This is a genomic window from Sphingomonas alba (assembly GCF_023516555.1).
Lineage (GTDB): Bacteria > Pseudomonadota > Alphaproteobacteria > Sphingomonadales > Sphingomonadaceae > Sphingomicrobium > Sphingomicrobium album.
In genome coordinates this window covers 1,573,492-1,587,102 of sequence record NZ_JAMGBD010000001.1, presented here as the reverse complement: position 1 = coordinate 1,587,102, position 13,611 = coordinate 1,573,492, and the positions used below count along the sequence as shown (strand labels likewise).

Annotated in this window: 12 protein-coding genes; 6 read left to right on the top strand and 6 right to left on the bottom strand. The window is 64.2% G+C overall.

Annotated elements, in window-relative coordinates:
• Positions 1-44: 44 nt before the first annotated feature.
• A complete protein-coding gene (locus LZ536_RS08335; RefSeq protein ID WP_249848027.1) occupies positions 45-1,337 on the top strand; it encodes a metal-dependent hydrolase family protein in 1,293 nt (430 codons plus the stop codon).
• Between the two features lie 63 nt (positions 1,338-1,400).
• Here the strand turns inward: LZ536_RS08335 and LZ536_RS13055 are convergent, their stop codons facing one another.
• Positions 1,401-2,201: a cold-shock protein gene (locus tag LZ536_RS13055; protein ID WP_283938394.1), complete on the bottom strand. Its 801-nt coding sequence runs from the start codon at positions 2,199-2,201 to the stop codon at positions 1,401-1,403.
• A 238-nt stretch (positions 2,202-2,439) separates the two neighbouring features.
• Here LZ536_RS13055 and LZ536_RS08320 point away from each other — a divergent pair, with 238 nt between their 5' ends.
• From LZ536_RS08320 to rpoN, 5 genes are read left to right on the top strand one after another with little or no spacing between them, the layout of a single operon-like run.
• On the top strand, positions 2,440-3,060 hold the full coding sequence (locus tag LZ536_RS08320; RefSeq protein ID WP_249848026.1) for a ribonuclease D: 621 nt from the start codon (positions 2,440-2,442) through the stop codon (positions 3,058-3,060).
• Entirely contained in the window at positions 3,053-3,694 is a 642-nt protein-coding gene (gene lptC, locus LZ536_RS08315) for an LPS export ABC transporter periplasmic protein LptC (RefSeq protein ID WP_249848025.1), read from the top strand. The genes LZ536_RS08320 and lptC overlap by 8 nt, the downstream gene beginning before the upstream one ends.
• Entirely contained in the window at positions 3,691-4,227 is a 537-nt protein-coding gene (locus LZ536_RS08310) for an LptA/OstA family protein (protein WP_348538824.1), read from the top strand. Before lptC ends, LZ536_RS08310 begins: the two co-directional genes overlap by 4 nt.
• Positions 4,228-4,240: 13 nt before the next feature.
• Positions 4,241-5,014: an LPS export ABC transporter ATP-binding protein gene (gene lptB / locus LZ536_RS08305; protein ID WP_249848024.1), complete on the top strand. Its 774-nt coding sequence runs from the start codon at positions 4,241-4,243 to the stop codon at positions 5,012-5,014.
• Positions 5,015-5,026: 12 nt separating this feature from the next.
• The gene (gene rpoN / locus LZ536_RS08300) at positions 5,027-6,493 is read left to right on the top strand and encodes an RNA polymerase factor sigma-54 (protein WP_249848023.1); all 1,467 of its coding nucleotides are present in this window, start codon (positions 5,027-5,029) and stop codon (positions 6,491-6,493) included.
• Here rpoN and LZ536_RS08295 read toward each other — a convergent pair.
• From LZ536_RS08295 to LZ536_RS08275, 5 genes are all read right to left on the bottom strand, one after another.
• Positions 6,490-7,260 (bottom strand): endonuclease/exonuclease/phosphatase family protein, encoded by a 771-nt coding sequence (locus LZ536_RS08295; protein WP_348538823.1) that lies wholly within the window; start codon positions 7,258-7,260, stop codon positions 6,490-6,492. The two genes, rpoN and LZ536_RS08295, sit on opposite strands and share 4 nt — an antisense overlap.
• 35 nt (positions 7,261-7,295) lie before the next feature.
• Entirely contained in the window at positions 7,296-9,791 is a 2,496-nt protein-coding gene (gene gyrB / locus LZ536_RS08290) for a DNA topoisomerase (ATP-hydrolyzing) subunit B (RefSeq protein WP_249848022.1), read from the bottom strand.
• Between the two features lie 218 nt (positions 9,792-10,009).
• Positions 10,010-11,542, bottom strand: a complete 1,533-nt coding sequence (locus LZ536_RS08285) for a DEAD/DEAH box helicase (protein WP_249848021.1) — start codon at positions 11,540-11,542, stop codon at positions 10,010-10,012.
• Between the two features lie 224 nt (positions 11,543-11,766).
• Complete coding sequence (gene recF / locus LZ536_RS08280) at positions 11,767-12,828, bottom strand: DNA replication/repair protein RecF (RefSeq protein ID WP_249848019.1); 1,062 nt, start codon at positions 12,826-12,828, stop codon at positions 11,767-11,769.
• Positions 12,829-12,861: 33 nt separating this feature from the next.
• Positions 12,862-13,611 (bottom strand): DUF2059 domain-containing protein, encoded by a 750-nt coding sequence (locus LZ536_RS08275; RefSeq protein ID WP_249848017.1) that lies wholly within the window; start codon positions 13,609-13,611, stop codon positions 12,862-12,864.

Here is a 13,611-nt window from a genome sequence, read left to right as displayed (position 1 = left end):
ATCGCCGCCGCTAGTGTCCCCCGCAAATCCTACGGGGGAGTGCCATGTTCCGAGCCATCATCGTCGCCGCTGCGATCTTGCAATCTACTGCAGTGTCCGCCGAAACCTATGCCATCCAGGCCGGCCGCCTGATTGTCGACGCTGCTCAACCGGAGCGCGGCCCCTCCACTGTCATCGTCGAGAACGGCCGCATCGCCCGCATCGAGAACGGCGCCACTGCCCCGGCCGGCGCCATCGTCGTCGATATGCGCAGCAAGACCGTCATGCCCGGCATGACCGACGTCCACGTTCATTTGACCAGCAACTCCGGCGAGCCTTGGTACCAAGGCTTCACCCAGAAATACTCCAACCCCTATGCCACAACGGTCGGTCTGACCCACGCCTTGGAAATGGCCCGAGCCGGCTTCACCACCGTCCGCGATCTTGGCGGCGATACGTCCGCCGTCATCGCCGTCCGCGACGCGATCGCCGAAGGCCGCTTCCCCGGCCCTCGGGTCAAGGTTTCAGGCAACGCCTTGTCTATCATCGGCGGGCACGGTGACGCGGCCACGAGCTTGCCGCCCGAATTGGCAGAGGCGGTCAATGAAGCTCACTTGAATCCGACCGTCTGTACCGGCCCGACGGAGTGCCAGAAGGTCGTTCGCGAGCTGGCGGCGGCAGGCGTCGACGTCATCAAGTTCCACGCCACCGGCGGTGTCCTCGATCCCGGCGCCATGGGCCTGGAGCAGCATTTCACCAATGAGGAGATGAAGGCGATCGTCGACATGGCGCACGCCATGCACCTGAAAGCCGCGGCCCATGCACACGGTGCGGGCGGTATCCTGGCCGCCACGAACGCCGGCGTCGACTCGATCGAGCACGGCACATTCCTCGACGAGGCCGGCGCGAAAGCCATGAAGGCACATGGCACCTATTTCTCGGCGACGCTCCTCGCCTTCAGTGGCGTCAATCGCCTGCTCGGCACCGGCAAGCTGGCGCCGGCCAGCGAGGCCAAGGCGCGTGAGACGCTCTCCATTTGGGGCCGGGGCCTCAACCTTGCCTATCGGAATGGCGTCAAGATCGCGCTCGGCACTGACAGCGCCGTTGCGCCGCACAAGGAAGCGGCCCAGGAGGTCGGCCTGATGGTCAGCAAGGGCGGCATGACCCCCCGCGATGCGCTCATCGCCGCGACCAAGGGTGGGCCCGACCTGATGAATTTGTCGGGCGAGACCGGTACCCTGGACGCCGGCAAGGCGGCAGACCTCGTCGCGGTTGACGGCGATCCGCTGACCGACCCTTCGGCCGTTACTCGCGTCGCATACGTAATGGTCGAGGGCCGGCCGATCCCGATGCAATAAGCCCAATAGAAAACGCCCGCCCGGAGGTCTTCCGGACGGGCGTTCAGGTTACCCTCGCTCTTATTATTCGCTGATCGGCTGGAGGTTCACCGCCGCATATTTGCCGCGCCGGTCGACCTCGATCTCGAACTCGAGTCGGTCGCCTTCATTGAGAGAAGGCATGCCGGCCCGTTCAACGGCCGAGATATGAACGAATGCGTCCGGCTGACCATCGTCCCGGCTGATGAAGCCGAAGCCCTTCATCGAGTTGAAGAACTTGACGGTGCCCTGAGCCTTTTCGCCGGTGAGCTGGCGCTGCGGGCCACGGTCGCCGCCGCCGAATCCGCCTTCTTCGCGCGGCTTGCGGACGACTTCCATCGGCTCGCCGTCGATCTTGAGGTCGGTCGCCGAAATGCGGCCGCCGCGATCCACCAAGGTGAACTCGAGCGGCTGGCCGTCGGCCAGGTCGGTCAGGCCCGCACCCTCGACGGCGGAGATGTGCACGAACACGTCCTCGCCGCCGTCGTCACGGACGATAAAGCCGAAGCCCTTCTGCGGATTGAAGAATTTGACGACACCTTTGCCTTCGCCAACGACCTGCGGGGGCATGCCGCCACCGCCGCCGCCACGGAAGCCACCGCCGCCGCCGCCGCCGCGGAAACCACCGCCGCCGCCGAAGCCGCCGCCGCGATCGCCGTAGCCACCGCCGCCACCACCACCGTAGCCGCCGCCACTGCGGAATCCGCCGCCGCCGCCACGATCGCCGAAGCCACCGCCGCCAAAGCCGCGATCACCACCGCCGAAGCTGCTGTCGTCTCCGAAACTGTCCCGCTTGTCCCTGCCGCGACCGCCACGGTCGCCTTTACGCCCTCTATCGAAACCCATGCCCGTCTTAACTCTCTTCGTGCCCGCAAAATTCCATTAACCAACGCGCTGGGGCTAGGGGCGCAACCGGTCTAGCGCGCGATAAAGCCCGCGCGCACGGGGGCTCCCTTACCGCAAAAATGGGGCTTCTCCTAGTGATTCGTCTGCCTAGGGGCTGGCATGGCAGCCATGCATCGGACTAGAGGTGTTCACGGGCATGCAAGGAGCGTGCCGCCAAAGCCGGGTACGAAAGAAGCCGATGTCAGTTCATTTCCACGAAGAAGACCTGCCTGACGGCCTGCAGTTGCAGGACGGGCCGGTCGCCATCGACACCGAGGCCATGGGCTTGATGCCGGGCCGGGACAGGCTCTGCCTGGTGCAGCTTTCGGACGGCCGCGGCGACGAGCACCTGGTCCGCTTCGGACCGGGAAGCGACTATTCCGCACCGAACCTCAAGGCGCTTCTCGTCGACCCCGACCGGATCAAGATTTACCATTTCGCGCGCTTCGATATCGCGATCATGCGCGCCTACCTCAATGTCATGGCGGCGCCGGTCTATTGCACACGGACTGCCTCGCGACTGGTGCGGACCTACACCGACCGCCACGGCCTCAAGGAACTGGTAAAGGAAATGCTCGGCCAGGACCTGAGCAAACAGCAGCAGACCAGCGACTGGGGGGCACCGGAAATCAGTGACGCTCAGCGCGAATATGCCGCAAGCGACGTCCGGTACCTGCATGCGCTGAAGGAGAAGCTCGACGTGCGGCTGGCCCGCGAGAATCGTACGGACCTCGCCCAGGCCTGCTTCGACTTCCTGCCGGCGCGCGCCATGCTCGACCTGGCCGGTTGGCCGGAAGAGGACATCTTCGCGCATGTCTGAGGCGGCCATCCGCAAGCATGACATGAAGCGGAACTGGGCCGAGCCCGGTAGCCAGCATGACCGGCTTGTGCGGTTGGCAAAAATTGGTCTGCCGATCGTCGCGGTAGCATTCCTGCTCATCCTCGCGATTGCGCCGTTCGATCAGCGTGGCGGAGACGTGAGCTTCATCCTCGACAAGAAGGGCGTCGATAAAGCGGCGGAGCGGATGCGGATCGAGACCGCCCGCTACACAGGCGAAGACAATAAGGGCAACAAATTCGAGATCACGGCGAATCGCGCGATACAGCCGACGTCCGACCAACCTATCGTCAATATCGAAGGAATGATGGCCCGGCTGAGTCTTGGTCAGGGGCCATTGGTCGTGGCGGCGAACCAAGGCCGTTACGACCTGGACAGCCATATGGTCGATGTGAATGGACCAGTTCGTGTCGTCGGTCCGGCTGGCTATAGGCTGGAAACGCGCGACGTGAATTTCGATCTCAAACAACAGACAATGCAGAGTCACGGGCCGGTGACCGGGGCAATGAATCTCGGCCAATTCCAGGCGAATAAGCTGAGTGCAGATTTGCGCGAGAGGAAGGTCGTGCTCGACGGCGGGGCGCGCTTGAAAATCATCCAGGGGGCAGTCAGATGAGAACTATGTCGCGTGTGTTGACCATAATTACCGGATTTGCCGCTGTTCCGCTGACCTCCCTGGCTTTGGCGCAAGCGCCGGTTTCGGCGCTTAAGGGGCATAATCCCGACGCTCCGATCGATGTCGCCGCCGATCGCATCGAGGTCCAGGATCGTGCGGATCGCGCGGTGTTCGCCGGAAACGTTCACGTTCGCCAGGCGGAACTGACACTCGACACGACGCGTCTGACCGTCGCTTATTCTTCGGCTGGCTCGATCCAGATTCGGCGGCTCGACGCTAGCGGCGGCGTGACTGTGAAAAGCCCGTCGGAAACGGCGCGAGGTGATTTCGGAATCTATGATCTCGATCGCAAGCTGATCACCTTGATCGGTGCGGTCCAGCTCAATCGGAGCGGCTCCCAAGTGAACGGGCAACGTCTCACCATCGACCTGAACTCAGGGCGTGCGGTCGTTGACGGCGGGCCGGCGGGCGTTGGCCAGAGCGGCGGTCGCGTGACAGGCCACTTCACCGTTCCCAAGCGCGGCAACCAGTAAGCCAGACACGGCAGTGAACGACCTTCAGACCTTCGAGCGACCGGCCCAGCCATCGGGCCAGACGGTGCGGGGCCTGGAAGTGCGGTCAATCGCCAAGGCCTATGACGGCCGGGCGGTCCTGCATGACGTCTCGCTCAGCGTTTCGCGCGGCGAGGTCGTCGGCCTGCTCGGCCCCAATGGCGCCGGCAAGACGACTAGCTTTTATTCGGTCATGGGCCTGGTGAAGCCGGACTCGGGGCGCATCTTCCTCGACAACGAAGACATTACCGGCCTGCCCATGTACCGGCGCGCGATCCTCGGCCTTGGCTATTTGCCGCAGGAAACCTCGATTTTCCGGGGCCTGTCGGTTGAACAAAACATCCTTGCCGTGCTGGAAGTCGTGGAACCCGATGCCGAGGCGCGCTTGGCTCGCCTCGAGCGCTTGCTCGAGGAGTTCGGGCTAACGAGCCTTAGGTCATCGGCGGCAATGTCGCTTTCCGGTGGCGAACGGCGTCGCTGTGAAATTGCCCGCGCATTGGCCGCTGATCCATCAATCATGTTGCTGGACGAACCGTTCGCCGGCATCGATCCCATCTCCATTTCCGACATTCGCGAGCTGGTGCGCGACCTTAAGAGTCGTGACATCGGCGTGCTCATCACCGACCATAACGTCCGTGAGACGCTCGATATCGTCGACCGCGCCTGTATCATCTACGACGGGCAGGTCTTGTTCCAGGGTACGCCGCAGGCGCTGGTCGCCGACCAGGAGGTCAGGCGGCTCTACCTCGGCGAAAGCTTTGCGCTTTAGGGGGTAGGCCGAATGGCACTCGGGCCCGGCCTCCAGATCCGCCAGACTCAGTCGCTGGTAATGAGCCAGCAGCTGCAGCAGGCGATCAAGCTCCTGGCGCTGTCCAATATGGAGCTTGAATCAGTCATCGCCGAGGAATTGGCAAAGAACCCGTTGCTCGAAGCTCGGCCGGGGGAAGGCAGAGCATCCGAAGGGGTCATCATCCGTGAGGACCGCGACACCGGCGACGAGGCAACCGATCCGGCTGGGTCGGACGAACTGATTACCGCCATGCATGGAGACGCGGATGCCCCGCTGGACATGGATTGGCGGGAGGCAGCGCTCGACACTGACAGCTTTGCCGATGTCGGCGGCGGCTCGGGCGACGGCGAGGGTTTCGACTTCGAACGACTGGAGGCGGAAGAATCCTCTTTGGCCGAGCATTTGTTGAGCCAACTCCATGGGACTGGCGGCGCCGTCGGCCGCATTGCCGAAGCCATCGTCAACGAGTTGGAAGAAACCGGCTACCTCGACACACCGCTTAGCGCCATCACCGAGGCGATGGATGTGAACGCCAAGGAAGTCGAAGAGGCGTTGGCGCTCGTCCAGTCGCTCGACCCGCCCGGAATCGCTGCCCGCAGCCTCGAAGAATGCATCGCCCTGCAGGCCAAGGCGGCCGACCGCTACGATCCCGCCATGGCGAGACTGATCGCCAATCTCGACCTTCTGGCGCGCGGCCAAATGAAGGATTTGAAGCGCATTTGCGGAGTCGATGACGAAGACCTCGCCGACATGGTGGCCGAGCTGCGCGCCTACGACCCCAAGCCCGGTTGCCGTTTCGCCGGCAAGAGCGACGCGGGAACAGCAGAGCCCGACGTGCTCGTCCAACGCTCGGGCGGCGGCTGGTCGGTCGAGCTCAATTCCGGGACCTTACCTCGCCTGCTGGTCAACCGCCGTTACCATGCCGAGCTCAAGGCTGGACCGCAGGACAAGGCGTCGCGGGCATGGCTCAGCGATTGCCTGGCAAGCGCAAGCTGGCTGGTGAAGGCGCTTGATCAGCGCGCCAAAACAATCCTCAAGGTCGCTAGCGAAATCGTCCGACGGCAGCAGGGCTTCTTCGAAAGCGGCGTCGCCGCAATGCGGCCACTGACATTGCGTGAAGTCGCCGAAGCGATTGAAATGCACGAGTCGACGGTAAGCCGGGTAACGCAGAACAAATATCTGCTTTGCGACCGCGGCATGTTCGAACTCAAATATTTCTTCGGTTCCGGGGTCGGCAGCGGCGATGGCGAGGGTGCAGCGGCCGAGGCCGTGAAAGCTGCGATCGGCAAGCTCATTGGCGCCGAGGCCGACATCCTGAGCGATGACGACCTCGTCGACCTGCTCAAGATTCAGGGCTTCGACGTCGCTCGGCGTACCGTCGCCAAGTATCGCGAGGCGATGGGCATCGGCTCGTCGATCCAGCGGCGTCGAGCCCGCAAGATCGCCGGGAACGGCTAACCTGTCGGAAGCACCAATCGCGCCCAGATCGGCAGATGGTCCGACGCCTGGCGCGCAGAAGCGCTGGCGTGGACCCCGGCTGCCTCGATTCCAAGGGCTTCATCGACGATGATGCGGTCGAGCGCTGCGATTGGCCGGCGGCTATGGAAACTCGCTCCGGTCGGGGCGATCCGGTAGCGTCCGTTCAATTCCTTGAGACAACCGGCAGCCGCCCGCCATTCGTTGGTGTCGCCCATCAAGACTGTCGGCATTTTCTGGGGGCGCCTGGCAACAGTGTCGAGGATGGCGCGCATCTGCCTTCGGCGCCACAGCCCCGACAGGTCGAGGTGCAGGCCGATGACCCTGAGTGGTTGGTCGCCAATCAGCAACTCGGCCATCACCGCTCCACGAGGTTCCAGCATCGGCAGGTCGAGCGCTGCACAGTCGAGAACGCCGACATGCGGCTTCACCAGCATGGCATTGCCGTGCCAGCCGAGGTTGCGGGTGTCGACCTTGAGCCAGCGATCGGCATGCTTGCGAGCGCCCTCCAACATGCGCTTGTGACGGACGCCAAAACTGACCGGCCGGTAGAGGCCGTGGGTGTCGATAAGCTCATGCGGGACCGCGGCGCCGCGGCCGCCGACGCGCTTGTCGGCTTCCTGCAGGGCGACAACGTCCGCATCGATTTCCTGCAGCACGTGCAGCACGCGTTTCGGGTCGCGCCTGCGGTCGAGGCCGACCGCCTTGCGCATATTGTAGCTGGCGACGGTAATGGTCGGTGCGCTCACGAAGCGGCCAACCTCCTTCGCTTCCGCCCGGTTCCCTAAACGTCGAGGTTCGCGACGGAGAGGGCGTTCTCCTGGATGAACTCGCGGCGGGGTTCAACCACGTCGCCCATCAGCCGGGTGAAGATTTCGTCTGCCACATCGGCCTGCGCAACTTCGACGCGCAGCAACGAGCGGTTCGACGGGTCGAGGGTCGTTTCCCAAAGCTGCTCGGCGTTCATCTCGCCAAGGCCTTTGTAGCGCTGGATGCTGAGGCCCCTGCGGCCGGCGGCGAGAACGGCGTCGAGCAACTCGGACGGCCGCGTGACGGCAACCGTCTTGCCCTTGGTCTCGGCTTCAACCTCAACCTCTTCGCCTTCGACCGAGTCAACCTCGGGCTCGGGCGCAGCCGCCGCGGATTTCTTCAGCGTCTTCAGCGTCGCCGGCTTGGCATAGGCGCTTGCCTGCTCGGCGGCGAGCGTGTGCAGCTTTCGCGCCTCGGCCGAGCCGATGAAGCTGGGCTCGACGATGTGGGCGTCAGTGACGCCGCGCCAGACACGGCGGAGCAGGTACCCGCCCTCGGCGGCAACCTCGCCGCTCCATTGAGCTTCGGGGTCGCCGGCACCCAGCCACTGGGCGACCGTGGCGATCGCCTTGGCGCGGCCGGCGTCATCCAGCTTCGGATTGAGCGCGCCCGACAATGCCAGAGCCTCGATCATCGTCGGATCATATTTGCGCGGCGCGTAACGCATCAGGGTGCGCATCCGGCGGGCATGCTCGACCAAGTGCCGCAGGTCCTCACCGCTATGTTGCGAAGCGCCTTCGAGCAGCAGGCCGTCGAGACCGGCGTCGACGAGATAATCGTCGAGGGCTGCGTCGTCCTTCAGGTAAACTTCCGACCGGCCGCGCGCGACCTTGTAGAGCGGCGGCTGGGCAATGAAGAGGTGGCCGTGCTCGATGAGCGCGGGCATCTGGCGGAAGAAGAAAGTCAGCAAGAGCGTGCGAATGTGGGCGCCGTCCACGTCGGCGTCCGTCATGATGACGATCTTGTGATAGCGGAGCTTCTCGATGTCGAAGTCTTCGGTGCCGATCGAGGTGCCGAGCGCCTGGATCAATGTACCGATCTCCTTCGAGCCGAGCATTCGGTCGAAGCGCGCCCGCTCGACGTTCAGGATCTTGCCCTTCAAAGGAAGGATGGCCTGGTTTTGGCGGTTGCGGCCCTGCTTCGCCGAGCCGCCCGCCGAGTCCCCCTCAACGAGGAACAGTTCGGACAAAGCCGGGTCGCGCTCCTGGCAATCGGCGAGCTTGCCCGGCAATGAGGCGATCCCCATCACCGACTTGCGGCTGGCTTCGCGTGCCTTGCGGGCAGCTTCGCGCGCTGCGGCGGCATCGATCACTTTCTGGATGATGGTGCGGGCGTTGGCCGGATTCTCCTCCAGCCACTCGCTCATCTTGTCGCCCATCAGGCTTTCGAGCGGCTGGCGGACTTCCGAGCTGACCAGCTTGTCCTTGGTCTGGCTGCTGAACTTCGGGTCGGGCAGCTTGACGGAGACAATGGCCGTCAGGCCTTCACGCATGTCCTCGCCGGTCAGCGTGACCTTCTCCTTCTTCAACATCCCCGATTTCTCGGCGTAATTGTTGATGGTGCGGGTCAGTGCCGCGCGGAAAGCGGCCATGTGCGTGCCGCCGTCGCGTTGCGGGATGTTGTTCGTGAACGGCAGGACGTTCTCGTAATAGGAATCATTCCATTCGAGGGCGACATCGATGCCGATGCCGTCGCGGACCGCGGAGATGGCGATCGGGTCCGGGAACAGTGGCGTCTTGGCGCGATCGAGCCACTTTACGAAGGCCGCGATGCCGCCTTCATAATAAAGCTCATGCTCGACGCGCTCCTCATGCCGTGCGTCGGCGAGAAGCAGGCGGACGCCGGAATTGAGGAACGCGAGCTCGCGATAGCGATGCTCGAGCTGTTCGAAATTGAACTCCGTGATCTTGAAGGTCTCGGGGCTCGGCAGGAAGGTGACGCGAGTGCCCTTCTTGCCCTCGGGCGCCTTGCCGACGACCTTGAGCGGCGCAACCGCGTCGCCATGGGCGAAACGCATGAAATGCTCCTCGCCATCGCGCCAGATGGTGAGGTCGAGGAATTCGGAGAGCGCATTGACGACGGACACGCCGACGCCGTGGAGGCCGCCCGATACCTTGTAGGCATTGTCGTCCGACGTGTTCTCGAACTTCCCGCCGGCGTGCAGCTGGGTCATGATAACCTCGGCCGCCGAAACGCCTTCCTCGGCATGGATGCCCGTTGGAATGCCGCGGCCATTGTCCTCGACCGTAACCGAACCGTCGGGGTTCAGCTGGATGAGGATGCGGTCGCAATGCCCCGCAAGCGCCTCATCGATGGCATTGTCCGACACCTCGAACACCATGTGGTGGAGGCCCGAGCCGTCGTCGGTATCGCCGATGTACATGCCGGGCCGCTTGCGGACGGCGTCGAGGCCCTTGAGGACCTTGATGCTGTCAGCGCCATATTCGTTCTTGTTGGGGTCGGTAGCCATGGTCTCGATATAGGGTTTCAGGGCGAAAAGTCACGCGCGCACGCGTATGCGCGCGCGTGAATCCCCGAAGCCTTCAAGCCCGACGCTTGCCACCTTCGCGCGGTGAGAAACGGGGGGTTGTCAACTTCATCAACTTTGGATCGTGAGGACCCGGGCAAGGTCAGTCGGCATTCCCGCCGCCTAGCCCGGCCAAGTCCTACACGTATCCAACAATCGGATCAGGCGGGGCTGCCAGCGCGGCGCTGGGCCCCACCCGGACGGCCACGGCGGCCATGGAACTTACGCTTGGGCTGCCCCCCTTCGGAGCGCAGGTCGCCATTAGCTGGGCGAGGCATGCGCGTGCCGGCGTCCGCTTCGCGATAGGCTTCCGGACGGTATGACGACCGTGTGCGATCGTTCCGCGCATCATCGCGACGCTGCCCATTGCCGTCCTGGGCCGCCGAGCGGTGACCCGGATGACCGTCGGCCCGGTGCGGATGACGCTGGCGGTCGTTGCGGTGCTCGCGGCGCTGACCGTCGGCACGACGGTCGGCTTTGATCCCGTGACGCTGGCCACGCTGCGGGCGCTCGGCCTCCTTTGGCGCGGGCTTGAGCCGCTTCAATGCGGCGGCCGCCTGGACGAAGCTCTCGGGTAGCGGCGCGACGTCGATCTTGAGGCGGGTCAGCCGCTCGATGTCGCGCAGCAGGCCACGCTCTTCGGGCGAGCAGAAAGCAATCGCCTGGCCTTCGGCGCCGGCGCGGGCGGTCCGGCCGATGCGGTGGACGTACTGCTCGGGCACTTCAGGAAGGTCGTAGTTGATGACGTGGCTGACACCCGGAATGTCGATGCCGCGCGCCGCGATATCGGTCGCGATCAGCACCTGCACGGCACCCGAACGGAACTCGCCGATGGCGCGCTCGCGCTGCGCCTGGCTCTTGTTGCCGTGGATGGCGTTGGACGCGATTCCCGCAGCGGCGAGCAAGCGGACGATCTTGTCGGCGCCATGCTTGGTGCGGCTGAAGACAAGCGTGCGCTCAAGGTCGGTCTCCGACTGGATGAGCAGGGTCAGAAGCGCGGTCTTTTCCGGCTGGTTGACCATGACCACCTGCTGCGCGACGCGGTCGGCGGTCTTGGCGACCGGGGTCACCGCGACTTCGGCCGGGTTGGTCAGATATTTGTCGGCCAGTCCCTTGATCGCCTTCGGCATGGTCGCCGAGAAAAACAGGGTCTGGCGCTTGGCCGGGACCAAAGCGACGATCCGCTTCAGCGCATGGATGAAGCCAAGGTCTAGCATCTGGTCGGCCTCGTCGAGAACCAGGATTTCAAGGTCACGCAGGCTCAGTGCGCGCTGGTCTATAAGGTCGAGCAGCCGGCCCGGCGTGGCGACGAGGACGTCGAGACCGCGCGAGACAGTGCGCAGGCTCTTCGAATTCGGAACGCCGCCGAAGATGACGCCGACCGACAGGCGCATGAAGCGGCCGTACGTCTCAGCGCTGGCAGCGATTTGCGAGGCGAGTTCGCGTGTCGGGGCGAGCACCAGCATGCGGATCTGGCCCGGGCGCGGGATGTTGCCGGCGGCTGCAAGCCGGTCGAGAGACGGCAGCATGAAGGCCGCGGTCTTGCCGGTGCCGGTCTGGGCGATGCCAAGCAGGTCGCGTCCAGTCAGAACGGTCGGAATGGCTTGGGTCTGGATAGGCGTCGCCTGCGAATAATCCTTCGCGGCAAGCGCATCCAGGAGGGGCTTCGAGAGCCCGAGATTGTGAAAAGACATGAGTGTCCAATATCATTGACGGCCGCGCCAAATGGGCACGGTCCGAGGGGGTCAAAAAAAGCGCCCCGCGTGAATTGGGAAGCAAAACGGTCGAGACGCGGGCCGGGTCCTCGAAGGTTCCCATCAAAGTGCTACTTTGATGGGGTCCCTGGTTCGAGACCGTTCACGCCGCTTTGGAAAGCGCCTCGTGCTGCAGTGCAATATAGAGAGAAATGCGGAAAAGTCTAGGTGGGGCCGATTGAGCCGTCCTGGACGTGGAAGCGGCTTGCTTCACCTATGCCGTCGAACAGCGCCGCTTCGGTGGCGGTCATCCACACTTGGCCGCGCCCCTCGAGCCGGCCGAACAAGGCTGCGCGACGGCCTGGGTCGAGATGTGCCGCGACTTCGTCGAGGAGCAAGATGGCAGGTGTCTCGCGCCGCTCGGCGACCAGATCAGCATGGGCGAGAACCAGCCCGAGCAGCAGCGCCTTTTGCTCGCCGGTGGAGGATCGGGCAGCGGGCACATGCTTGGCCCGGTGGATGACGGCGAGGTCCTGCCGATGCGGGCCGACGGTTGTCCGCCCGGCTGCCGCGTCGCGGCCCCGACTGCTGCGAAGCGTCGCGATGAAGTCGCCTCCGTCCCAGCCTTCCAGCGCCAGTGAGGCGAGCGGGAAGTCGTCCCCGGCATTGCCTGAAAGCGTCGCGTCCAACGCTTCAACGGTGCGAGAACGGGCATCCGAAATCGCCGAGCCATGCTCGGCCATTTGAATTTCCAGCGCGCCCAGCCATTCGGGGTCGGCGCCCAGTTCATCGCTCAGGAGCTTGTTGCGGGCACGCATGGCGGCTTCATAGCGTGAGGCGTGATGGGCATGCATGGGCTCCAGCGCCAGAACCAACCGGTCAAGGAAGCGCCGGCGGTCGCCCGCGCTCCCCGTGAACAGCCGGTCCATCGCTGGGGTCAGCCAGAGGATCGCCAGCCGCTCGGAGAGCGAATTGACGGAGACCGGTGCGCCATTGATCCGAACCTGGCGGCGCTCGGGTGCCGTTGCCAGCGTGCCGGTGCCGATATCGATATTTGTTGTGCGCGCCGCAACGGCGAAGCCGCCGGGGCCACCCTGTCGCGCCATCTCCGACAGCGCCGCGCCTCGCAGCCCACGCCCAGGCGCCAGAAGCGACACGGCCTCCAGGATGTTGGTCTTGCCCGCGCCATTGTCGCCCGACAGCAGGACGAAGCCTTCGGCAGTCTCCAGCACGGCGTCGCCGTAATTGCGGAAATCGGTCAGGGCGAGGCGAGCGACGGCGGTCATTGGCAACCCGCTTAGACCGATTTGGCCCAGCGCTTACCTCTTTTTCGCGCCCTCGAATCGAGCCAGGGTTGCCTTGACGATGGCCTCGACCTCTGCCTCAAACTCGGGCGCCGGCTCGTTCATGAAGTCTTGTTCGAGCTTGCGCATGTCCGGGCCAAGAACCGCTAGGCGCGTGAAATAGGGCTTTTGTGAAAGGGCAATCAGGCCGGGCTCATCGGCTTTGTCGATCAGCTTGGTAGCTGCTTCCGTCGCCGCCTTGTGATCACTGACAATGGCCCCGTAGCTGGCCGGCTTGTCGGGGTCGTCCATTGCTTCCTTGAGAATTGACGAGGACGCCAGATTGTCCTGGACGCCGTGGACCAACTTTTGCCCGGTCGGCGTTTTGTAGAAGGACGCCAGATCCTCGATCTCCGCAGCAGTCAGGCGCGACGCGATCAACTCTGCGACCCGATCATGGTATCCCGGCAGTTCCCGTCGCGTGAACCTGATCAATGACGGTTTGAATTCCTGGACGAGCGCGTCGATGAAGCCGGGATATTCTGCCTCCAGGTCCATGAAGCTCTGATTCGAACGGAATGCAGGCCCAATCTCCTGGTCCACCATGCGCTCGGCCATCCTGACCTGCGATTCCTCCGAATAGAGGATGTTGGCGAGCTTCAGCGCCGCAGCCTTGGCGGCGGGGTCGGGCTTCGCGGCAGATGGTGCCGAGGGATTATCGGCCGCAGGGGCTGCAGTCGGCACTACGACGCTGCCGAGCAGCAGGAATAATATTGTTCTACGCAT